We start from the raw sequence: 21223 nt of genomic DNA on the forward strand, positions 1-21223 counted from the left end.
CGCCGCTTGCGGGCGGCCGAGTGTGCGTCGGAGGTGGTTGAGGTCTGATGGGGGATCGGGTCGGTGATGGCGTCGCAGGCGGCAGGCTCCAGGGGCGGGTGCGCGCCGTGGCCTACGTCCGCATGTCGACCGACCTCCAGGAGTTCTCCCCCGAGAACCAGCTTGCGGCGATCAGGGCCTATGCGGAGCGTCGCGGCTTCGAGGTCGTGCGGACCTATGAGGATGCCGGCAAGAGCGGCCTTAGGGCCGATAACCGCCCCGGCCACCAGAGGCTGATGGTCGACATCCAGTCCGGTCGGGCCGACTTCGAGGTCGTCATCGCCTACGACGTCAGCCGCTGGGGGCGGTTCCAGAACGCAGACGAGGCGGCGTTCTACGAGTACCTCTGCGCTCGGGCGGGCGTCAGGGTTCACTATTGCGCCGAGCAGTTCGAGAACGACGGCAGCACGATCTCGAACGTCGTCAAGTCCATGAAGCGCATGATGGCCGGGGAGTACAGCCGCGAGCTGTCCGACAAGGTCCATGCCGGTCAGTCCCGCCTGATCGTGAAGGGCTTCCGGCAAGGCGGCATGGCCGGCTTCGGCCTGCGCCGGATGCTGTTGGACGAACGCGGCAACCGGAAGTTCGAGTTAGCGCTCGGCGACCGCAAGAGCCTGCAGACCGATCGGGTCATCCTCGTCCCGGGCCCGCCGGATGAGGTCGAGGCCGTCCGGCGAATTTACCGGATGTTCGTGGTCGAGGGGCTCAGCGAGCGTGGGATCGCCGACGTCCTGAACGCCGAGGGTGTCGTCACCGACCTTGGCAGGCCCTGGAACAGGGCGACGGTGCACGAGGTCCTGACGAACCCGAAATACGTCGGCGACAACGTCTTCAATCGGGTTTCCTTCCGGCTGAAGCAGAGGCGCGTGGTCAACGCGCCCGGGCAATGGGTCCGGGCGCCAGGCGCGTTCACGCCCATCGTCGAGATGCAGATGCAAGCGGCTGCGCTGGCGATCATCGAGGAGCGCTCGCGCAAGCTGAGCGACGGCGAGCTCCTCGCGCTGCTGCGCGAACTTCTCTCTGAGGTCGGCGCCCTGTCGAGCCTGGTCATCGACGAGCGGGAGGCGATGCCGTCCAGCAGCGTCTTCGTCACCCGCTTTGGCAGTCTGCTGCGCGCCTACGAGCTTGTCGGCTACAGGCCCGACCGCGACTATCGCTATATCGAGGACAATCGCGAGCTGCGCCGCCGGCACCCAGAGGTCGTCGCCGAAGTCGTCGCCGGGATCCGCGCGGCCGGCGGCAGGGTCGCCATCGACGGGGAGACCGACCTGCTGGCCGTCAACGGCGAGTTCACGGCCTCGGTCGTGATCGCGCGCTGCGTCGAGACGCCGGCCGGGCATCCGCGCTGGAAGATCCGCTTCGACGCGGACCTCGTCCCCGACATCACGGTCGCGGTCCGCATGGCCCAGGGCAACCGCGCGACGCGCGATTACTACCTGCTGCCGTGGATCGACATGACGGAGCCTCGCCTGCGACTCGCCGAGAGCAACGGGCTCTCGCTCGACGGCTACCGGTTCGAGAGCCTCGACTTCCTCTACGCGCTGTCGGCGCGCGCCAGCATCATGGAGGCGGCATGAGCGAAGACGCGAAGAACATCGAGATGATCCAGATCGACCGGATCACGGTGTTGAACCCGAGGGTGCGCAACAAGCGCAACTTCGAGGAGATGGTCGAGAGCATCCGCCGGGTCGGGCTGAAGCGCCCCGTCACCGTCAACCGCGCCATGGGCGAGGACGGCCTGCCAGCTTACGGCCTCGTCTGCGGCCAGGGCCGTCTCGAGGCCTGCGCCAAGCTCGGGCAGACCCACATTCCCGCGATCGTCATCGACGCACCCGAGACGGACTGCCTTGTCATGAGCCTCGTCGAGAATTGCGCGAGAAGGCAGCACCGGGCGATCGACCTCCTGGAGGACGTCCGCGGGATGGCGAAGCGCGGCTACACCGACCACCAGATCGCGGCCAAGATCGGCGTCAGCTACGAGTGGGTTAACATGATATCGAGCCTCTTGGCGAAGGGCGAGCAGCGCCTTCTCGTCGCGGTCGAGAACGGCACGATCCCGATCAGCGTCGCCGTGGAGATCTCGCGCGCCGACGACAGCGGGCTGCAGGATCTGCTTGCCCAAGCCTACACCGAGGGAAAGATCACGGGCGGCAAGCTGTTCAAGCTGCGCCGGATGCTGGACCAACGCCGGCGGATGGGACCCAAGATGGGGGAGACGCCGTATGGGCGCGCGCTGCCGCCGAGGAAGCCGACGTCGACGGAGGCGCTGATCCGCGTCTACCGGCAGGAGGCGGACCGTCAGCGCCTGCTGGTCAAAAAGGCCGACATCACGCAGACGCGGCTCCTGTTCATCGTGGAGGCGATGCGGTCCCTCGGCGATGACGAGAACTTCGTAAATCTTCTCAGGGCGGAGGGGCTCGCCGACATGCCGCGCGAGCTGGCCGACCGCCTGGCGCACGCGAGAACGATGCAATGAGCGCGGGAGCGATCGCCTTCAATCTCGTCCAAGGCTTCGAGAACGAGTGCGTCCGGCTTCCTGCCGCGTCCCTCCTGCCGGTCAAGGCCCTCCGGCACAACGTGAAGGCGAGTACCAAGTACCAGCAGATCGCGGCCTCCATCCACGAGGTAGGCCTGGTCGAGCCGCCGGTGGTCTGCCGGACCGGCGACGGGCTCTACCTGATCCTCGACGGCCACATCCGCATCGAGATCTTGAAAGACATGGGCGTCTCGGAGGTCGAGTGCCTGGTCTCCACCGATGACGAGGCCTTCACCTACAACAAGCGCATCAGCAAGCTCTCGGCCGTGCAGGAGCACAACATGGTCGTGCGCGCCATCGCCCGCGGCGTACCGGAGCAGAAGCTTGCCAAGGCCCTCAGTATCAACCTGTCCAGCCTGCGGCGGCGCACGAACCTGCTTCAAGGGATCTGCGCCGAGGCGGTGTCGCTGCTGAAGGACAAGCAGTGCCCCATGGCCGTCTTCGAGATCTTGAAAAAGATGCGGCCGCTTCGCCAGATCGAGGCTGCGGAGCTGCTCGTCAACGCCAACAATTACTCGGTCAGCTATGTCTCCGCCATCCTGGCGGGAACGCCTCAGACCCAGCTCGTTGCCGGAGACAAGGCGAAGAAGATCAAGGGCGTGACGCCAGAGGCGATGGCCCGCATGGAGCGGGAACTTGCCAAGCTGCAAGAAGCAATCACCTCTATCCAGGATACCTACGGCCGCGAGCACCTTCAGCTCACGGTCGTCAAGGCCTACGTTGCCAGGCTCCTTGGGAACGCGCGCGTGGTGCGGTATCTGACGCAGCATCGGCCGTCGTTCCTCCAGGAGTTCGAGGCGATCGCTGAGGCGACATCCACGCTGGTTCAGGCCAAATCTCCCACAAAATCTGGCGAGATTGCTTGAAGGAGTTGCTTCAGCTTCAATGTTCTATGCACATCATCGTTATTAAAAATATTTGTGAGAACCGCTTCTCGATTTGGCCCTGATGTCAAACCAAGATTGACAAATTGGTTCAGTTTCAAAGCAGGATGAGACAGCTGTTCTCCCAGTTTGATGGGCTTAAGGCGTCTTCCTGCGGGCCGGGCTGTCGGCGAAGCTGAAGCCCCTGCGGGTCTTCACCCATGCGGGCGTCCATCCCTGACGCGGGGTGTAGCGGCGGCGCGCTATCCGGCGGACGATGGAAAGCCGATGCCCATGAACTCGCACAGCTCGACGAATTTGGCGCCTACTACGCTGCGCAGCGACGGGCAGCCCGCACGCGGGCCGATGGTCTGACGGGCGAATTCCTGCACCGGACAAGGTTTCGGCAGAGGTGGCGCGGATCCCGCCGCGCGCGAAGATGAATCTCGCGAAGGTCCGGGCAAATCGTCATACGGCGGCAGGGTGGTTTTCGGCGAATAGCGTCGTTGCCATGAAGCCCGGGCAATCGGAGAGCAGCGCAATCCCGCTCTTCTGCGATGGCGTCCTGGTCCGGTTCCGGATCTTCCACGATCAACCCGCAAGGGGTCGGCTACGCGAGCGTGCCGCCGCTTCGGCTTTGCCTTCGCGGTGATCGCGACCGGCCCCGGCCCTTCGAGGAGCCATCAAGCGGGAATTGCCCCGCTCCCGGATGGAGCCTCACGATGTCGAACGATCTTTCGCTTGCCCAGAGCCACGCCTTCGCACTCGCCCGCACGCTGATGGTCGCGGTCACAGTTTTCCAGATCGATGGCGCCTATGGAGTGCTGCCGAGCGACGAGATCGACGACGCAGACGACCTGCACGTCATTCACGAATTCGACCCCCATGAGCGCCGGCCGGCTCATTGAGCCGGCCCGGGATGCCGCTGGCGAGCAGCCGCCCGCAAGGGAGGCTTGCGCCGCTGGCGATCGATCTCGTCATCCCGTCGTCTGTCGATCCGCGCCCTTGCAGGCGCCGCCCTTCGCGGCTGGGCGGTCTGGTCCCGGAATCCAGTGGGAAGTGAGAGACAGCAGGAAAGGCCGGACGCAAGCGCCGGGAAAGATGATGGAGCAACGAGAACTCGAAGAACTGAAGGGGCGCGTGCTGTGTGCGGCGGTGCTGGAGAAAGCCGGCTTTGCCATCGATCTGAAGGAGAGCACGCGCCGTGCCGTCAAGCACCGGCGCAGCAGCGACATCATCATCGTGATCCACGAAGGCCGGGGCTGGTTCGATCCGCTGTCGGACGCCAAGGGCGATGTCTTTTCGCTGATCCAGCATCTGGACGGCGTTGGCTTCACCGAAGCCCTGGCGCGCGCGGCCGAGCTGGTCGGGTTCCGACCGGCCGAACCCATCTTCCAGAGACCGCGCACTCAGAGGCCGATTGTCTCTCTTGCCGAACGCTGGTGCGCCCGGCGAGTCCTTCGGCCGGGCTCCGCCACTTGGCGCTACCTGCGTCACGAACGCCATCTCCCCGAAAGCGTGCTGCGCGCCGCAATCCGTCAGGACCGGCTGCGGGAAGGCCCGCACGGCAGCGTGTGGGCCGCCCATGCCGACGACGGCGGCATTGTCACCGGCTGGGAGGAGCGTGGGCCCGCATGGCGAGGTTTTTCGACCGGCGGGGCGAAGATATTGTTCCGGCTTGGCGCGCCCGAGGGCTTGAGGCTCTGCGTCACCGAAGCAGCGATCGACGCCATGAGCCTCGCAGCGATCGAGGGGCTGCGGGATGGCAGCCTCTATCTCAGCACCGGCGGAGGTTGGTCGCCGGCGACGCAGGCCGCGTTGCGAGCGCTCGCAGCGCGGCCTGGAGCAAAACTCGTCGCGGCAACAGACGCCAACAGTCAGGGCGAAGCCTATGCCGGCCGGCTGCGCGAGGTCGCCGAGACCGCGGGCTGCAACTGGTTTCGGCTGAGGCCGCCCGGCGATGATTGGAACGACGCTTTGAAAGAGAAAGCCAGGGAGGAGGTGGAAAGACGAAAGAGGAGAGGAGGCCTGCCGCATGCCCGCCGGCAGCATCAAGGGTGACGCTTCGCCCGGCTGCGCCGGCCCTTGACCCGGCCGATCAGGGAAGCGGCCGCGGGGGAGGGGTCAGGAAGCCGAAGATGATGGCGATGTCGCGAGGATGAGCCGCGCTCCGGTCTGACGCGACCAGATGGAGGCAGCACATGACCCTCTTCCCGATCCGCAAAGTGTTTCAGGGCGTCGCCGACCGGCGCCAGATGTTTTTGATGTTCGACCGCCATGCCCAGCGGCCCGATCGCGGCCAGGGTGACGCCGGCTCGCTCTACGCCGGCGAATGGTTTGAGATCGGCCAGGCGGCGCACGACTACATGTTCGAGGCCCTGCCGCCAGTCATCTTGGCGGTCGATATGTTCGCGCTGCGCGTGTTCCTGACCGGCTCGATCACGAGCGTCTTCTTCACCTTGTGGATCGATGGCCGGGCCCGATACTTCCACTGCTATTGCGATCTCGCCGACATCGGGTCCGGCAGGCGCATGCGCGAGGCGATCGTCGAGCGCGAAAGCCGACCCGTCAGGGCGATGACGCGGCAGGAGCGTCTGGAGCACATCTGGTCGGGCACGCATGACGACTATCGCGGCTATGCCGGCGAGCGCTGGCCCGCGCCCGACCGGGGCAAGCGCACCGTCATGGTCTATGGCGGCCGGCAGGGAACGACGTCAAAACTCCTCGACGGCCTGACGGACACGGAGATCAGCGAAAAGCTCCCCGTGCATTTGCGCTATTTGCCCGACGCGATCGCAGCGTGACGGGTGGCGGCGATGTTCAGCTTTTCTGTCACGGATGTCCGCGCCGTCATCACGCGCGGCCGGATCGACGCCGTCCTCAATGGCGGCTTTCGCAATCCCCATTACGGCCTGCTCCCCGGCCAGGACGAACGGCCCGGACTTTGGCTGGTCGCCGATGACGGCGTCTACATCATGTCCAACGGCAAGCTCGCCGAGGATCAGCGTCTGCTCGTGGTCTACGCCCAGGAGTGCGATCCAAAGACCAACCCGGACTACTGGCACTACAAGCGCCAGCACTTTGGCGGCGATGACGGCGTCGAATTTCTCGATGCCGTCGTGCTGGTGAAGCTGATCGACGCCCCGCCAACGGCGACGCATCTGACGATCGAGATCACCGACAGCGCCCTGTCGCTTGCTCTGGTCCGGCGCTGAACCGCCGCCCCGACCAGCCGGGTCTTCACACACCTTCCCGCAATCATCGCCTCCCGTCGGATCGATCCGGCGGGAGCGATGGCGCGCGCCCCGATCACAGGAGACATTCGCCATGGCGCAAGATCACCGCCTCAATCTCGATCCCTTCACCATCGACCTCTTCAATGACACCGCACTCTCCTCGGGGTTGAGCTTCGGTGTCACGGCCTTCGCCGGCGACGTCGCAGCAAATGACGACGATGATCCCGAGCCCACACCGCCGTCGCCGGCGCAGCGGATCGAGCCGCGCACGCAACAGCCCGCGACCAATCCTTGGGGCGTCAATTTCGTCCTCGACGGCGACCGCGGCCTGGCCGCGAGCTGGAAGGATCGCGCTCGCGATACCATCGCGGCGATCCGGCTCGCCACGGACATCGAAAGCCAAAAGCGGCCAGCAACTCTGGACGAGCAGGGCAGGCTGATCCGCTTCACCGGATTCGGCGCCTCCGATCTCGCCAATGGCGTCTTTCTCCGGCCAGGCGAGACGGCGTTTCGCAAGGGCTGGGAGACGATCGGGCGCTCGCTGCAGGATGCGGTTAGCGACGCCGACTACGCCTCGCTCGCCCGCTGCACGCAGTACGCCCATTTCACACCGGAGTTCATGGTGCGGGCGATCTGGACGGGCTTGCAACGGCTCGGCTGGCGCGGCGGCCGCGTGCTGGAGCCGGGCATTGGCACGGGGCTGTTCGCGGCGCTCATGCCGGAAGCCTTTCGCGATTGCGCGCATATCACCGGCGTCGAGCTCGATCCGACGACGGCGCGCATCGCCCGGCTGCTGCTGCCGCGCGCCCGGATCCTCACCGGCGACTTTGCGCGCATCGACCAGCCGGCGAACTTCGACCTCGCCATTGGCAATCCGCCGTTCTCCGATCGCACGGTCCGTTCCGACCGGGCCTATCGTTCGATGGGCTTGCGGCTGCACGACTACTTCATCGCGCGATCGATCGATCTGTTGAAGCCCGGCGGGCTTGCAGCCTTCGTCACCTCGCATGGCACGATGGACAAGGCCGACGCATCGGCGCGCGAGCACATCGCGAATTCCGCCAATTTGATCGCCGCCATCCGCCTGCCGGCAGGCAGCTTCCGTGCTGATGCCGGCACGGATGTCGTCGTCGACATCCTGTTCTTCCGGAAGCGGAAACCGGGCGAGCCGAAGGGCGATCTTGTCTGGCTCGATCTGGAGGAGGTCCAGGCCGGGATAGCCGATGAGGGCGCGATCCGCGTCAATCGCTGGTTTGCACGCCATCCCGACTTTGTCCTCGGCAGGCACGCTCTCACCTCAGGCCCCTTCGGCATGGCCTATACCTGCCAGCCGCAGACCGGCACCTCTCTCGATGCCGCGTTGGACGCCGCTATCCGTCTCCTTCCGGAGAGCCTCTATGACGGTGAGCCGGAAGCTGTCGATCTCGACGACGACCCAGCGCCCGACGCGAAGCTTGCACTCTCGCCGGAGGCGCGAGTCCGCGAGGGGAGCTACTTCGTCGACACGCGCCGCGGCCTGATGCAGCTCGTCGACGGCCAGCCGATCGCCGTGAAAGTTCGGCAAGGTCGTAGCGCCGAAGGCGTCCCGGAAAAGCACGTGCGGATCATCCAGAAGCTGATCCCGATCCGCGACGCTGTGCGCGAGGTCCTGGCCGCTCAGGAGCAGGATCGGCCGTGGAAGGACGCGCAGGTTCGCATGCGCATCGCCTGGTCGAGTTTTTTGCGGGACTTTGGCCCGATCAATCACACGACGGTCTCGATCTCGGAGGACGAGACGACCGGCGAGGTCCGTGAAAACCACCGCCGGCCGAATCTGCAGCCCTTCCTCGACGATCCCGATTGCTGGCTCGTCGCCTCGATCGAGGACTACGACCTCGACACCGATACGGCGAAACCCGGTCCGCTGTTCAGCGAGCGCGTGATCGCGCCGCCGGCGTCTCCCGTCATCACTTGCGCCACGGACGCGCTTGCCGTCGTCCTGAACGAGCGCGGCCGCGTCGATCTCGAGCATATCGCCGAGCTTCTGCATCGAGATGTTACCGGCGTCGTCGCCGAACTCGGGGACGCGATCTTCCAGAACCCGGCCGACCGCGCCTGGCAGATGGCGGACGCCTATCTGTCGGGGCCGGTGCGCGACAAGCTGAAAATTGCAGAAGCCGCTGCGGCCCTCGATCCCGGCTATGAGCGCAATGTCCGCGCTCTCGTCGCGGTCCAGCCGGCCGACCTTGGTCCTTCCGACATCACCGCCCGTCTCGGTGCGCCCTGGATTCCGGCCTCCGACGTCGTCGCCTTCGTCAAGGAGACGATGGGCGCCGAGATCACGATCCGCCATATGCCGGAGCTGGCGTCATGGACGGTGGACGCAAGACAGCTCGGCTGGCTGGCGGCGGGAACCTCCGACTGGGGCACCGGCCGCCGCCATGCCGGCGAATTGCTGACCGACGCGCTGAACAGCCGCATCCCGCAGATCTTCGATACGGTGAAGGAGGGCGGCAGCGAGCGACGTGTGCTCAACGTCGTCGATACCGAAGCCGCCAAGGAAAAGCTGCACAAGATCAAGACCGCCTTCCAGAGCTGGGTCTGGTCCGAGCCCGACCGCACCGACCGGCTGGCGCAGGTCTACAATGACCGCTTCAACAACATCGCGCCGCGCGCCTTCGACGGCTCCCATCTCAATCTGCCCGGCGCGAGCAACGCCTTCACCCTCTATCCGCACCAGAAGCGCGGCATCTGGCGGATCGTCGCGGCCGGCGCGACTTATCTCGCCCACGCCGTCGGCGCCGGCAAGACCATGACTTTCGCTTCCGCCGTGATGGAGCAATGCCGGCTCGGCCTGATCGCCAAGGCCATGCTGGTCGTGCCGGGCCATTGCCTGGCGCAGGTCGCGCGTGAGTTCCTGGCGCTCTATCCCAATGCCCGCATCCTTGTCGCCGATGAGAGCAATTTTTCGAAGGAGAAGCGCCATCGCTTTCTGTCGCGCGTCGCGACCGCGACCTGGGACGCAATCATCATCACGCATTCGGCGTTCCGCTTCATCGACGTGCCAAGCGCGTTCGAACAGCGGATGATCCAGGACGAGCTCGAACTCTATGAGAGCCTGCTGATCAAGGTCGAGACCGACGACCGCGTTTCGCGCAAGCGCCTCGAACGCATGAAAGAGGGCTTGAGGGAGCGGCTGGAGGCGCTCTCGACCCGCAAGGACGATCTCCTGACCATCTCGGAACTCGGCATCGACCAGATCATCATCGACGAGGCGCAGGAGTTCCGAAAGCTCTCCTTCGCCACCAACATGTCGACGCTGAAGGGCGTCGACCCCAACGGCTCGCAGCGCGCCTGGGATCTTTATGTGAAGTCGCGCTTTGTCGAGACGAAGAATCCTGGCCGAGCGCTCGTGCTGGCGTCGGGCACGCCGATCACCAACACGCTCGGCGAGATGTTTTCGGTGCAGCGCCTGATGGACCGTGCCGCGCTTCGCGAGCGGGGCTTGCACGAGTTCGACGCCTGGGCCTCGACCTTCGGCGACACCACGACCGAGCTCGAGCTGCAGCCATCGGGCAAATACAAGCCGGTCTCGCGTTTCGCCAGCTTCGTCAACGTCCCCGAACTCATCGCCATGTTCCGCTCCTTCGCGGACGTCGTGATGCCAGACGACCTGCGGCGCTACGTCAAAGTGCCGGCGATCTCGACTGGCCGTCGTCAGATCCTGACCGCGAAGCCGACGCCGGCTTTCAGGGCCTATCAGCGCCTGCTCGACGAACGCATCAAGGTGATCGAGATGCGCGACCGGCCGCCGGAACCGGGCGACGACATCCTGCTTTCCGTCATCATCGACGGCCGCCATGCCGCGATCGACCTGCGCCTTGTCGAGCCCGGCAACGACAACGAGCCCGAGAATAAGCTCAACCTGCTGATCGGGAACGCCCTGCGAATCTGGCGGGGGACGGCGGGCAACGCTTATGTCCGCCCGGACGGCAAGCCCTTTGAGCTTGGTGGCGCTGCCCAGATGATATTCTCCGATCTCGGCACGATCAGCGTGGAGAAGAGCCGGGGGTTTTCGGCCTATCGCTGGATCCGCGACGAGCTCGTGCGGCGAGGCGTGCCGGCCTCCGAAATCGCCTTCATGCAGGAATTCAAGAAGTCGGAAGCGAAGCAGCGCCTGTTCGGCGATGTCCGCGCCGGCAAGGTGCGCTTTCTGATCGGTTCGTCAGAGACGATGGGCACCGGCGTCAACGCCCAGCTCAGGCTGAAGGCCCTGCATCATCTCGACGTGCCCTGGCTGCCCTCGCAGATCGAGCAGCGGGAAGGCAGGATCGTGCGGCAGGGCAACCAGCATGACGAGGTCGATATCTTTGCCTATGCCACGCAAGGCTCGCTCGACGCCACGATGTGGCAGAACAACGAGCGAAAGGCGCGCTTCATCGCTGCTGCACTTTCGGGCGACACCTCGATCCGCCGGCTCGAAGATTTGGGCGAGGGGCAGGCCAATCAGTTCGCAATGGCGAAGGCGATCGCGTCGGGCGATCAGCGGCTGATGCAGAAGGCCGGACTCGAGGCTGAAATCGCGCGTTTAGAGCGCCTGCGCGCCGCACATCAGGACGATCAGTTCGCCGTGCGCCGGCAGATCCGGGATGCCGAGCGCGATATCGAGGTCTCCACCCGTCGCATCAGTGAGATCAGTCGCGACATCGAGCGCCTCGCCCCGACCGCCGGCGACGCCTTCGTGATGATCGTGATGGGCACGGCTTATGTCGAACGCAAGGAAGCCGGCCGCGCCTTGCTCAAGGAGGTCCTCACCCTTGTGCAAATGCGGCAGGAGGGCGAGGTGACCATCGCCACGATCGGCGGGTTCGACCTGGAGTTCAGCGGCGCGCGCGGCGGCCGCGACGGCTACCGCTATGAGACGATGCTGCTGCGCACCGGCACCGATCACGAGATCGATTTGCCGGTCACTGTCACGCCGCTCGGCGCGGTGTCACGGCTGGAACATGTGCTCGGGGATTTTGAGGGCGAGCGGGAGCGGCATCGTCAGCGTCTCGCTGAGGCGCAGCGCAGGCTGGCGTCGTATCGGTCGCGCAAGGGCGGGGAGTTCGCCTTTGGCACGGAGCTGGCCGAGAAGCGCCGGCAGTTGGTCGAGATCGAAACGGGGATGGCGAGCGATCTGGACGGACCCGATGCGATGAAGGCGGTCGCCGCTGATCAGACAGGCATTTGAAGGAATGAAAACCAAGCGAAAGGGCGAGAGAAGAAAGAGGCTTGCTCGCCGATCGGCCATTCCGGTGGCGCTGACGCTCAACCGCCGCCGTCGCGATCCCGGCCCGTCGTCCTTCGGAGGGCTTTTGCCCCGCTTGTCCGGCCGGGCCGGGATGCTCGGCCGCAGTTGCACCGGCCTGTCCGCTCCGCGGGCGGGGAGGGGTCTTCGGGAAGAAGACTGAACCGGACAGGTCGAGGCCTTGGTCCGACACCCCCTCAAGGAGCGTTCCCATGCATCTCATGAAAGTCGATCCGCGCGCGCTGAAGGAGAATTCCGATCGTTCGCGCCAGACGAAATCAACTCCGCAGGCCGACGCGCTGTTGCTGGCGACGATCAAGGCGGTCGGTCTCGTCCAACCGCCGGTGATCGCGCCGGAGACCGATGGCGGCAATGGCTACATCATCGATTCCGGGCACCGCCGCGTGAGGCAGGCAATCGCGGCCGGGCTGGAGGAGATCGACGTCCTTGTCGTCGATGCCGCCAACGACAATGGCGCGATGCGGAGCATGGTCGAGAACATCGCCCGCGAGCCGTTGAACCCGGTCGATCAGTGGCGAGCGATCGAGCGGCTCGTCGCGCTCGGCTGGACCGAGGAGGCGATCGGCATCGCGCTCGCACTGCCGGTGCGCCAGATCAGAAAGCTCAGGCTGCTGGCGAATGTATTGCCTGCGATGCTGGACCTCATGGCCAAGGGCGACATGCCCAACGAGCAGCAACTGCGCGCGATCGCGGCAGCGAACCTCGACGAGCAGCGCGAGGTTTGGAAGGCGCATAGACCTAAGAAGGGCGATCCGCAGGTGTCCTGGTGGAGCGTGGCGAACGCTCTGTCGAAGAAGCGCATGTACGCGCGCGACGCGAGCTTCGGCGACGACCTCGCCCAGGCTTACGGCATCACTTGGGTCGAGGATCTGTTCGCGCCGGCCGACGAGGACAGCCGCTACACCACCAATTTCGAAGCGTTTCTGGGGGCCCAGCAGGAATGGATGACTATCAACCTGCCCAAGCGAGGCGTCATCACCGACGTCAACAACTGGGGTCAGGTCGTGCTGCCGCCCAAGGCCGACCGAGTCCACGGCAAGCCGGGCAAGGGCGATAGGACCGCGATGTATCTCGACCGCGAGGGCAAGGTGCAGAGCGTGCATTTTCGGCTGCCGGAGCCGAAGAAGAGCAAGGGCGCCGACGAGGCCGAGGGCGGCGATGATGCGATCGTCATGGCCAAGCCGCGGCCGGACGTGACCCGCAAGGGCGTCGAGATGATCGGCGACCTGCGCACCGATGCGCTGCACGAGGCGTTGGCGCGAGCGCCGATCGAGGACGACACGCTGATGGCGCTGCTCGTGCTCGCGCTCGCCGGCCGCAACATCTCGGTCCAGTCGGGCGCGTCCGACGACGTCTACGGTTTTGCGCGGATGGAGCGCCATGCCGTACGTCTGGTGGATGGTGACGGTAAACTTGCCTTCGATCGCGACGCGCTGCGGATCGCCGCCCGGTCCGCCCTGATCGACGTCTTGTCGGCCCGTCAGAACCGGACCGACAGCGGAATCGTCGCACGTTTGGCGGGCGATGCGATCGGCGCGGACGGCTTTTTGCCGAGCATGGGCACGGAGGAGTTCCTGTCCTGCCTGTCGCGCCAGGCGCTGGAGCGCTCCTGCAAGGACACGTCCGTACTGCCCCGTGCTCGAGTGAAGGACACGCGCGTCGCGCTCGTCGAGCATTTCAAGGAGCAGCGCTTCGTCCATCCGTCGGCGGTGTTCGCGCCGGCGGCAGCCGAGGTCGCGAGTTGGCGGTCCAAGAGCGCCGACGCTGCGGACACCGCCGCTAGCGACGCCCAGGAGGAGTCCAGCGAGGCGGCGGGAACCGACGAAGGCGAATTCGACGTCGTCGACGAAGCCTATCGAGTCGCAGCCGAGTAGTCGCGCTCCTCATCCTGCCCCGATCCACATCCGCCGCCGGCCTCGCGCCGGCGGCGGTCTTGTTTCCACACCTGCTCCATCACGGAGGACACACATGTCCGCGCACGCCATCTTCGACAATGCCCCGATCGGCTCCCTCATTGCCTGGTCCGACGGGACGCCGCGGCCACTGGCGCGCTTCACGAAAAAGCTTTCGGCCTGGCTGACCAGCAATGGCAGGGGCCGCCTGATCCGGAAGCAGGGCGCAAGGGCCATGGGCAATCTCAGCCTGTCCGCCTGCTTCACACTGCACGAGGCGGATTTTGGCGCAGGCGGCGTCATCGCTTTGCGCGTCCATAGGACTTTCTCGCTCGACTCTTCGCTGCGCTTCAGCGTGATCGAGCGGCCGGTCATCGGCTCGGTCCGCGTCTTCGACCGGCTCGGCGAGGAGGCCGAGCTCGTCCACCTCGCGTCGCATCGGCCGGCGGCGGAGGAATGGCTCTCTCGCCAGGGCTTTCCGCGCGCAGTGCTCGAGGAGGTAACGGCCGACGAGGTCGGCGCCGCGGTCGGCGAGGGGAGGGCGGCATGAACGATGTCCTCGCTTGCGACGCGACCGACGTTACGCCGGAAACCCCCGAGATCGAGTTTGGCCGATCGACCGAGGGTTTTTCGGTCGCCCGGGTAGCTGACACGGCCTTCGCCATGCTGCCGGCCCGCAACGGGCGGCATTATCTCGCGACGGGCTGGCGGATTGAGCGCCCGATCGCGGAGTGGCGTCGGTCCGATTTTTACGGCCATTCCGGCAGACTGGCGGATGGGGCCGCGTTTCGCGCCAAAGTCCTGGAGCACGCGGAGCATCAGCGTGAGAAGGGGGCTCTTGGTCGAACGCAGATGCGCAGCAAGTCGCAAACGCCGTGGGGCATGTCGCAGGGCACGACCCTCTACGCCGACGGCGTCGAATCCCATTCGACCGCCGGACATGGCGGCTTCAAGCTCTCAGCCGAGCGGAACGAACACGTCCACCCACTCCTGCGTGCGGAAGGCGGCTGGTACGAGGAGGATTGCGCCTGGGCAATCGTCGCCATCACCTTCCCCGACCTCTTCAGCGGTTTCGAGCGGCGCTGCGCCGAGCGCTCGATCAAGGATAGCTGGCCCGACGCGTGGGAGGCGATGTCCGTGACCGAGCTCGGACCGGGCGAATCCTATGAGAAGGACCGGCGTGCCTTCCACCAGGCACATGCCGGGGACTGGATCGTGGTTTCGGCGATGGGGTCAGGACATTACAAGGGGTTTGTCGAGTGCGTCGCCACGCCCGGCGGCCGGCGCGGCGAGGGGACCGAGGAGCGCCGCTTTCTCGTTCCAGCGGACGAGTATGCGGTCGGCCGGTTCGGCTTCGTCATCGATCCGAGCCGTCATGCTGTCTATGGTGGGCCTTCCAGCTTCCTCGGCTGGCAGCGCAGGGCATCGTGATGGCGATCTCGTTTGAGACGTTGGCGCAGCTCTCTCGCATGGAGGAGGCGCGCCGGCAGGTCCAGCGCCAGCTCGAGCTGATCGACCGGCAGATTACGCGCCGGGCGGCCGCGCTGGTCCCGCACCAGCGCAAACGCCATGGCGATCGGCGAGGGAAATCGTCCGATGTGTGCATGGTGCTGGAACGCTATCGCTTGACTCTTGCTGCGCTGACGGCCGAGCGTCAGCCGGAGATCGACGCTCTGTCGCGCAAACTCGCTCGGCAGGACCAGGCCATCGCCGCCCATCACGAGCGTCAACAGATTGCGCTTTCGCGCGCGGCGTGACCGGGCGATGCGGGGGGCGTTGCAGGTCCGTCAGTTCCGAGGCAATCGGCGGCGCATGGCTGCGAGGCCGTGAGTGTTCGTTCCGGTTGCGTCACTGAGGCGAGGCCGGGCTGGCCCTCGTCCTCTCGGGTTTGCTGCGGTCTGAACCGTTGGCCAGGCGCTTCAAGGCCGCGTGCCGCGCCGCGTGGCGGCCGGCCTTCGCCGATCTCGCAGACGAGGCGCAGCGTCCTTCGCGAGGGCTAATGCCCTGCTTGGCCGCAGGCCTCGTCCGCTCGCCTGGCAAAGGCCGGGCCCTGATGCGCCAGGGCATTCGACGGTTCGGGTCGACCGCACCCGAGGGGACGAAGGCCAAGCGCCGATCCGGCTCCGAAGGCGCAACCGAAAAAAGGACTTTTCCCATGGCCAAGACCGCACACTCACCCCGACAGACCGCCCGCGTCGTGCCGCTCCGCAAGAGCACGACCATCGAAATGACCCGGCTCGCCTGTCCTAACACGCAACAGGCGATCCTGATCTCCGAGAGTTTTGGGCTCCCGGTCCTCGAGGGCGACGGCATCCGCGACATGCACGAGCGGTTGATTGTGGAGACCGCGGCCAGCCTGCAGGAAGGGCTTGGAGAGCGAGCGATGCAGATCCACCTGCAGCGCATCGTCGGCGCCTATGTAGGCTCGGCCCATGGCGCCGGACAGTTCTACTCCCGCGCGGTTACCGAGGCGCGCGACGCTACCGCCAAATCGGCCTGCGACGATCGCGACGAGGATGTCGATGGCCCGGTCGGCTTCGACGGCCCCGCCCAGCGCAAGCGAGAATTTGCCGCCGACATGGGCGTCCAGGCCCACGCGCTGCTGATGGCGGCCGAGGGCGCTGTCGCGGCTTATGAGCAGGTCATTGGCGAACGGTGGAAGCCCTTCGAGCGAGCTGCTGAGACCACAAGTCCGTCCGTCGATCGCAAGGCGGCGTCGGTTCAGATGGCCGCCTTCGGCTAAGCCAGTGCGAGCGGGGCGACAAGCCCCGCTCGTCGTCTATCAAAGTCCAAGGCGAACCTGGCGAAGCAGAGAAGAGCGGGTTGGCCGCAATGACCGCGACCCGTCCCGGCCGACGGTCTTGGCCGGGACGGCATCGGCTGCAACGGCCTTGCCGTCTTCCACTTCGTTCCAGCCCGCCGGGTGCAGCCACCGCCTGGCCTCCCGGCTTTTCGACCTCCGTGACGGGGTCGCGATCAGCGCGACCTCCACGATGGAGGTTGGATCATGAGCAGGTCAGAAGAGAAGCTGCGCACGGACGTCTATGCGCGGATCACCGATAGGATCGTCGCCGGTCTGGAGAAGGGCGTGCGTCCGTGGATGCAGCCATGGCGGTCTGAAAACGGCAGCGGAGGCGTGACGCGGCCGCTGCGGCATAATGGTCTGCCCTATAGCGGGATGAACGTGCTTTTGCTGTGGACTGAAGCTGCGGCGCGCGGATACGCCTCGCCGATCTGGATGACGTTCAAGCAGGCGCTCGAACTCGGCGGCGCTGTGCGCAAGGGTGAGACCGGCTCGACGGTTGTCTTTGCCAGCCGCTTTAAGAAAACCGAAACCGATGCCTCGGGCGACGTTGTCGATCGGGAGATCCCGTTCCTCAGATCCTACACGGTCTTCAACGCAGAGCAGATCGACGGCTTGCCTGCCAACGATCGCAACCAGTCCGAAGCACTCTGCGACCCGATCGAGCGGAGCGATCATGCCGATCGCTTCTTCGCCCAGACCGGCGCCGTCATCCGACATGGCGGCGACCGCGCCTACTACTCTCCGGCGACCGACCACATCCAGATGCCGCCTTTCGCGACGTTTTGCGACGCAGGTTCTTATGTCGCGACGCTGAGCCATGAGGCGACGCATTGGACGGCTGCAGCGCATCGCGCGAACCGCGATCTCAGCCGCTACGCCAAGGATCGGAGCGAGCGGGCGCGCGAGGAACTGATCGCGGAACTCGGAAGCTGCTTCCTGTGCGCCGATCTCGGCATTGCGCCGGAGCTGGAGCCGCGTCCAGATCACGCCAGCTATCTCGGCTCCTGGCTTGAGGTTCTGTCCAGCGACAAGCGCTTCATCTTCGCCGCCGCGGCGCATGCTCAGCGGGCCGTCGCTTATCTTCACGGGCTCCAGCCGCAGACCGGCTTGATCGCGGAGGCTGCATGAGTGATCGAGCACGATGATGCCGGAGCCAGTTCGGAATTACTGGAGGCGCTACCACCATGCGTTCCCCAGGTGTTTCCAAGGGCCTTGCGTCCACTGCGTCCTCGATCGGCATGTCTGACCGGAGGCCGTCGTCACTGGCGCGCCGTCTCGCTCTCACACCTGCAACGGCCATCCGCGCCTTTCTTCCCCTGGGCCCTGCGGTCCCATTCCTCGCGGGACAAGAAACCCCCCTCCCGGCCGTCCTCCACTGCGTTGCGGCCCGATGGGGTGCAGGTCGAGCGCCTCCGGTCTTTCGACTGCCATCGAGGCCGCGATGGGCGATAGCCTCGAGCAACCAGAAGGAAGTACGACAATGGCGATCATCGGCAGCTTCACCTCGAACGGCGACGGCTTCAACGGCACGATCAAGACCCTCAACCTCAACGTCAAAGCCAAGATGGTGCGCCCGGAGCGGTCATCGGAGAAGGGCCCGGCCTTCCGCATCCTCGCAGGATCTGTCGAGTTCGGCGCGGCCTGGCAGAAGACCTCGGATGAGGGGCGCGATTATCTCTCGGTCAAGCTCGACGATCCGAGCTTCCCCGCTCCCATCTACGCCAACCTGATCCAAGTCGAAGGCACGGAAGGCCTCCAGCTCATCTGGTCCCGTCCGACCCGCAACTGAGCCCCCAGTCCAAGATGGCCCCGCCGTGAGGCGGGGCCAATCATTCCGCCCCACGGCCGTGCGCCGAAAACCACTTCGCCTTCTCACCTCGTCAGTCCCCCTGTTGGTTTAAACCACAGCCGACTTCTAGAGCCGTCAGCGCGCGGATTGTGGTTCAAACAACCGCTGCCTCGCTGAAACAGCGATCCAATGATTTGTGGTGCAAACCACATCACTGCATGTGTTGGTTCAAACCACACCTCGACCTTCGCGTGATCTGCTCGGTGTCAGCCGCCCTGGTGCTTCCCGCGTGAACTGGAGGGGCTCTCTGGTCGTGCCATGGTACGGCCGGCGGAGCCCGCCTCAAGGACGCGCGGTGCCCCCAAAATGCTTCGCATTTCGGCTCCCCCACGCGCCGCCTCCGGCGGTCGGCTGCGCCGATCCTTGACCCGGTCTCCACCGACGCGTGGCGCGCCTTCGTCCATTCGAGACGAAGGAGGTTCTCATGACCATGCCGATCGATCAGCAGATTGCCGAACTCAAGGCCGAACTGAACAATGCCTACCTGACGCCGCGCGAGCGACGCGATGCGCAGCGGGAGCTGGAATTCCTGACCGAGCAGGACCGCAGCGATGCGGAGACGGAGTACTTCGCAGATGTCGAGGGTTGGGCTTCGGTCCACGCCGCCGAGCTTGCCGCACTGCCATTCTGAGCATCACGATCCGAGACGGCCAGTCTGACGCCACGCGCGTCGGGCCGGCCTTTTTGCATGTCGCCCTGGCCTGCGCTTGCTCTGCTGCGCCCAGGCCAGATTCTCGTGGCCACTCGTCGGCGGTGTGGTTAAAACCAACACCGTCACGTCATCGCCGCGATCTCCGGCCAGAACACGCTCCGATTGAAATCGTCGGGGCTGTATCGCGTTCGCCATGAAGACCATTGTGATCAACAACCAGAAGGGCGGCGTCGGCAAGACGACGCTTGCCGTGCATCTTGCCTGGCACCTGGCCGAGAGCGGCGCCCGCGTGCTGCTGATCGACGCCGATGCCCAAGGCAACGCCACCGATACGATGAAGCGTCATCGTGGCGACGTGACCGCCGCCGACCTGTTCCGACAGGGCAGGGCTCCAGTCACTGGGGGCACTGAGGGGATCACGCTCGCGGCCTCGGACAGCTCGCTCACCGATGTCGATCGCGGCGATGCGGCCGGCATCCATCAGTTCCGCGACAATCTCCGGGCCGGCAGCGCGGCGTTCGATGTCTGCGTCATCGACACGCCGCCCTCGCTGGGCCTGCGCAGCGTGGCCGCGCTGGTCGCCGCGACCCATGTGCTGTCGCCGATCTACCTCGAGGATTACTCGGTGAAAGGCGTGAAGGGACTGCTGCAGACCGTGATCGGCGTGCAGAAGCGCTACGGCCGATCCGACATGAAGTTTCTCGGACTGCTGCCGTCGAACTTCAACACGAAGTCGCCGCGTCAGCGGGCGCATCTCGACCAGCTTCTGCGCGAGGCTGGCAAATACGTCTTCCCCGGCCACATCGTCGCGCGTGATGGCTATGCCGAAGCGGTCGCCGAGGGCGTGCCCGTGTGGAAGCTGAAGAAGCGCTCGGCGCAGGAGGCCGGCCGCGAAATCCGCCTCGTCCTGTCGCGCATCGTCGAGCATTTGGGGTGATCGCATGGCGCTTGATCTGAGCTTCAAGGATCTGGCGGATGTCGCCGCAGATGGAGGGTCGGATGGCCGACCGCTCAAGGTGGCGCTGGACCTGATCGACGAGGATCCCAATCAGCCGCGGCTCGAGTTTCCAGAGGACGAACTGCAGCACCTTGCCGCGTCGGTCCGGATCGAGGGCATTCTCCAGCCGATCGTGGTCAGGCACTCAGAGCAGGCGGGCCGCTTCATCATCGTCATGGGCGCGCGGCGTTACCGGGCCGCTAAGATTGCCGCGCTGGTCGAGGCACCCGTCTTCGTTCAGGACGGCACTGACGCGAACCCTTACGCCCAGATGGTCGAGAACATTCAGCGCGACGATCTCAAGCCCAGCGAGATCGCGCGCTTCATCACGGCTCGGCTCGAGGCGGGCGAGAAGCAGACGGAGATTGCACGGCGTCTGGGCAAGCCGCGCGACTGGGTTTCGCGCTATGCGGCGGTACCGAAGATGCCGGAGTTCTTGCAGGAGAAACTCCCCACGAGTTCGATCCGCGCGGTCTACGAGCTCTACCAGGCGTGGCGGCAGGAGCCTGCTGTCGTGGAGCGAGCCGTCAATGAGCGGCACACCTTCACCGATGCGCAGGCGCGAGAGTTTGCATCCAGCCTCCGGGCTTTCGTCGATCCAGCGGTAGCGCCCGACACAGCAGCACGGGATGGGGCCAAGGATGTCCGAGCGCCGGAGACAGGTCGCGCATCGGCTCGCGAGAAACCATCCTCAAGCTTAACCACAGTGCCGTCCGGAACGGGAAGAAAAGGCATGCCCGTGGTGCGGGTGCGCGCTGGCAAGCGGGTCGGTCAGTTGGTCCTCGACGCAAGGTCGGATGCCGAACAAGGGAGCGCCCGCGTCGCCTTCGATGATGGTGGAAGCGAGGACGTTCCTGTTGGCGAGCTGCGGATCGAGGCCGTGCTGATCGGCTAAGCCGGGCCGCCCTGCCACTGTCGTTTCGCAAGGCGTGGTTTAAACCACGCTCTTTCGGCTCCTGTTCGATCGCCTAGACCCGCGGCGTTGTGGTTCGCTGTGGGCAGTTCCCATACGGCAGCTATTCCAGCTTCTCGAATCGTTAACCGAGGTGGATGGTGGAGAGTC

At 65.6% G+C, this 21223-nt stretch carries 18 protein-coding genes; all 18 read left to right on the top strand.

What is annotated here, in order from left to right:
- Positions 1-47: 47 nt before the first annotated feature.
- The 18 genes from AE618_RS21040 (at position 48) to AE618_RS21125 (ending at position 21055) form a co-directional block, all read left to right on the top strand.
- Positions 48-1616 (top strand): recombinase family protein, encoded by a 1569-nt coding sequence (locus tag AE618_RS21040; RefSeq protein WP_054211048.1) that lies wholly within the window; start codon positions 48-50, stop codon positions 1614-1616.
- Entirely contained in the window at positions 1613-2515 is a 903-nt protein-coding gene (locus AE618_RS21045; RefSeq protein WP_054211049.1) for a plasmid partitioning protein RepB C-terminal domain-containing protein, read from the top strand. Before AE618_RS21040 ends, AE618_RS21045 begins: the two co-directional genes overlap by 4 nt.
- On the top strand, positions 2512-3441 hold the full coding sequence (locus AE618_RS21050) for a plasmid partitioning protein RepB C-terminal domain-containing protein (RefSeq protein WP_054211050.1): 930 nt from the start codon (positions 2512-2514) through the stop codon (positions 3439-3441). Before AE618_RS21045 ends, AE618_RS21050 begins: the two co-directional genes overlap by 4 nt.
- A gap of 719 nt (positions 3442-4160) precedes the next feature.
- A complete protein-coding gene (locus AE618_RS21055) occupies positions 4161-4346 on the top strand; it encodes a hypothetical protein (RefSeq protein ID WP_054211051.1) in 186 nt (61 codons plus the stop codon).
- 196 nt (positions 4347-4542) lie between these two features.
- Entirely contained in the window at positions 4543-5499 is a 957-nt protein-coding gene (locus AE618_RS21060) for a DUF3991 and toprim domain-containing protein (protein WP_054211052.1), read from the top strand.
- Between the two features lie 140 nt (positions 5500-5639).
- Positions 5640-6242 carry a DUF1419 domain-containing protein gene (locus AE618_RS21065; protein ID WP_054211053.1) on the top strand — a complete coding sequence of 201 codons (603 nt, stop codon included), beginning with the start codon at positions 5640-5642 and terminating at the stop codon, positions 6240-6242.
- A 12-nt stretch (positions 6243-6254) separates the two neighbouring features.
- On the top strand, positions 6255-6653 hold the full coding sequence (locus tag AE618_RS21070; protein ID WP_054211054.1) for a DUF3085 domain-containing protein: 399 nt from the start codon (positions 6255-6257) through the stop codon (positions 6651-6653).
- Positions 6654-6765: 112 nt separating this feature from the next.
- On the top strand, positions 6766-11886 hold the full coding sequence (locus AE618_RS21075) for an N-6 DNA methylase (protein ID WP_054211055.1): 5121 nt from the start codon (positions 6766-6768) through the stop codon (positions 11884-11886).
- Positions 11887-12155: 269 nt separating this feature from the next.
- Positions 12156-13838: a ParB N-terminal domain-containing protein gene (locus AE618_RS21080; RefSeq protein ID WP_054211056.1), complete on the top strand. Its 1683-nt coding sequence runs from the start codon at positions 12156-12158 to the stop codon at positions 13836-13838.
- Positions 13839-13932: 94 nt separating this feature from the next.
- Positions 13933-14406 carry a hypothetical protein gene (locus tag AE618_RS21085; RefSeq protein WP_054211057.1) on the top strand — a complete coding sequence of 158 codons (474 nt, stop codon included), beginning with the start codon at positions 13933-13935 and terminating at the stop codon, positions 14404-14406.
- Complete coding sequence (locus AE618_RS21090; RefSeq protein ID WP_054211058.1) at positions 14403-15287, top strand: DUF7007 domain-containing protein; 885 nt, start codon at positions 14403-14405, stop codon at positions 15285-15287. The genes AE618_RS21085 and AE618_RS21090 overlap by 4 nt, the downstream gene beginning before the upstream one ends.
- A gap of 38 nt (positions 15288-15325) precedes the next feature.
- A complete protein-coding gene (locus AE618_RS21095; protein ID WP_349236443.1) occupies positions 15326-15613 on the top strand; it encodes a hypothetical protein in 288 nt (95 codons plus the stop codon).
- 398 nt (positions 15614-16011) lie between these two features.
- Entirely contained in the window at positions 16012-16599 is a 588-nt protein-coding gene (locus tag AE618_RS21100; protein ID WP_054211127.1) for a hypothetical protein, read from the top strand.
- Positions 16600-16863: 264 nt separating this feature from the next.
- On the top strand, positions 16864-17790 hold the full coding sequence (locus AE618_RS21105) for an ArdC family protein (RefSeq protein WP_054211060.1): 927 nt from the start codon (positions 16864-16866) through the stop codon (positions 17788-17790).
- A 352-nt stretch (positions 17791-18142) separates the two neighbouring features.
- Entirely contained in the window at positions 18143-18451 is a 309-nt protein-coding gene (locus AE618_RS21110) for a DUF736 domain-containing protein (protein ID WP_054211061.1), read from the top strand.
- Between the two features lie 484 nt (positions 18452-18935).
- Entirely contained in the window at positions 18936-19142 is a 207-nt protein-coding gene (locus AE618_RS21115) for a hypothetical protein (RefSeq protein ID WP_054211062.1), read from the top strand.
- 214 nt (positions 19143-19356) lie between these two features.
- Positions 19357-20100 (top strand): ParA family protein, encoded by a 744-nt coding sequence (locus AE618_RS21120; protein WP_054211063.1) that lies wholly within the window; start codon positions 19357-19359, stop codon positions 20098-20100.
- A gap of 4 nt (positions 20101-20104) precedes the next feature.
- Positions 20105-21055, top strand: coding sequence for a ParB/RepB/Spo0J family partition protein (locus AE618_RS21125; protein ID WP_054211064.1), 951 nt, complete (start codon positions 20105-20107; stop codon positions 21053-21055).
- The last annotated feature ends 168 nt before the right edge of the window (positions 21056-21223 follow it).

This window comes from Allobosea vaviloviae (genome assembly GCF_001298265.1).
Lineage (GTDB): Bacteria > Pseudomonadota > Alphaproteobacteria > Rhizobiales > Beijerinckiaceae > Allobosea > Allobosea vaviloviae_B.

What these genes read in the sequence shown, in the direction of transcription:
- AE618_RS21040 (WP_054211048.1), top strand. Translation starts at nt 48, where the DNA reads ATGGGGGATCGGGTCGGTGATGGCGTCGCAGGCGGCAGGCTCCAGGGG.
- AE618_RS21045 (WP_054211049.1), top strand. Translation starts at nt 1,613, where the DNA reads ATGAGCGAAGACGCGAAGAACATCGAGATGATCCAGATCGACCGGATC.
- AE618_RS21050 (WP_054211050.1), top strand. Translation starts at nt 2,512, where the DNA reads ATGAGCGCGGGAGCGATCGCCTTCAATCTCGTCCAAGGCTTCGAGAAC.
- AE618_RS21055 (WP_054211051.1), top strand. Translation starts at nt 4,161, where the DNA reads ATGTCGAACGATCTTTCGCTTGCCCAGAGCCACGCCTTCGCACTCGCC.
- AE618_RS21060 (WP_054211052.1), top strand. Translation starts at nt 4,543, where the DNA reads ATGGAGCAACGAGAACTCGAAGAACTGAAGGGGCGCGTGCTGTGTGCG.
- AE618_RS21065 (WP_054211053.1), top strand. Translation starts at nt 5,640, where the DNA reads ATGACCCTCTTCCCGATCCGCAAAGTGTTTCAGGGCGTCGCCGACCGG.
- AE618_RS21070 (WP_054211054.1), top strand. Translation starts at nt 6,255, where the DNA reads ATGTTCAGCTTTTCTGTCACGGATGTCCGCGCCGTCATCACGCGCGGC.
- AE618_RS21075 (WP_054211055.1), top strand. Translation starts at nt 6,766, where the DNA reads ATGGCGCAAGATCACCGCCTCAATCTCGATCCCTTCACCATCGACCTC.
- AE618_RS21080 (WP_054211056.1), top strand. Translation starts at nt 12,156, where the DNA reads ATGCATCTCATGAAAGTCGATCCGCGCGCGCTGAAGGAGAATTCCGAT.
- AE618_RS21085 (WP_054211057.1), top strand. Translation starts at nt 13,933, where the DNA reads ATGTCCGCGCACGCCATCTTCGACAATGCCCCGATCGGCTCCCTCATT.
- AE618_RS21090 (WP_054211058.1), top strand. Translation starts at nt 14,403, where the DNA reads ATGAACGATGTCCTCGCTTGCGACGCGACCGACGTTACGCCGGAAACC.
- AE618_RS21095 (WP_349236443.1), top strand. Translation starts at nt 15,326, where the DNA reads ATGGAGGAGGCGCGCCGGCAGGTCCAGCGCCAGCTCGAGCTGATCGAC.
- AE618_RS21100 (WP_054211127.1), top strand. Translation starts at nt 16,012, where the DNA reads ATGGCCAAGACCGCACACTCACCCCGACAGACCGCCCGCGTCGTGCCG.
- AE618_RS21105 (WP_054211060.1), top strand. Translation starts at nt 16,864, where the DNA reads ATGAGCAGGTCAGAAGAGAAGCTGCGCACGGACGTCTATGCGCGGATC.
- AE618_RS21110 (WP_054211061.1), top strand. Translation starts at nt 18,143, where the DNA reads ATGGCGATCATCGGCAGCTTCACCTCGAACGGCGACGGCTTCAACGGC.
- AE618_RS21115 (WP_054211062.1), top strand. Translation starts at nt 18,936, where the DNA reads ATGACCATGCCGATCGATCAGCAGATTGCCGAACTCAAGGCCGAACTG.
- AE618_RS21120 (WP_054211063.1), top strand. Translation starts at nt 19,357, where the DNA reads ATGAAGACCATTGTGATCAACAACCAGAAGGGCGGCGTCGGCAAGACG.
- AE618_RS21125 (WP_054211064.1), top strand. Translation starts at nt 20,105, where the DNA reads ATGGCGCTTGATCTGAGCTTCAAGGATCTGGCGGATGTCGCCGCAGAT.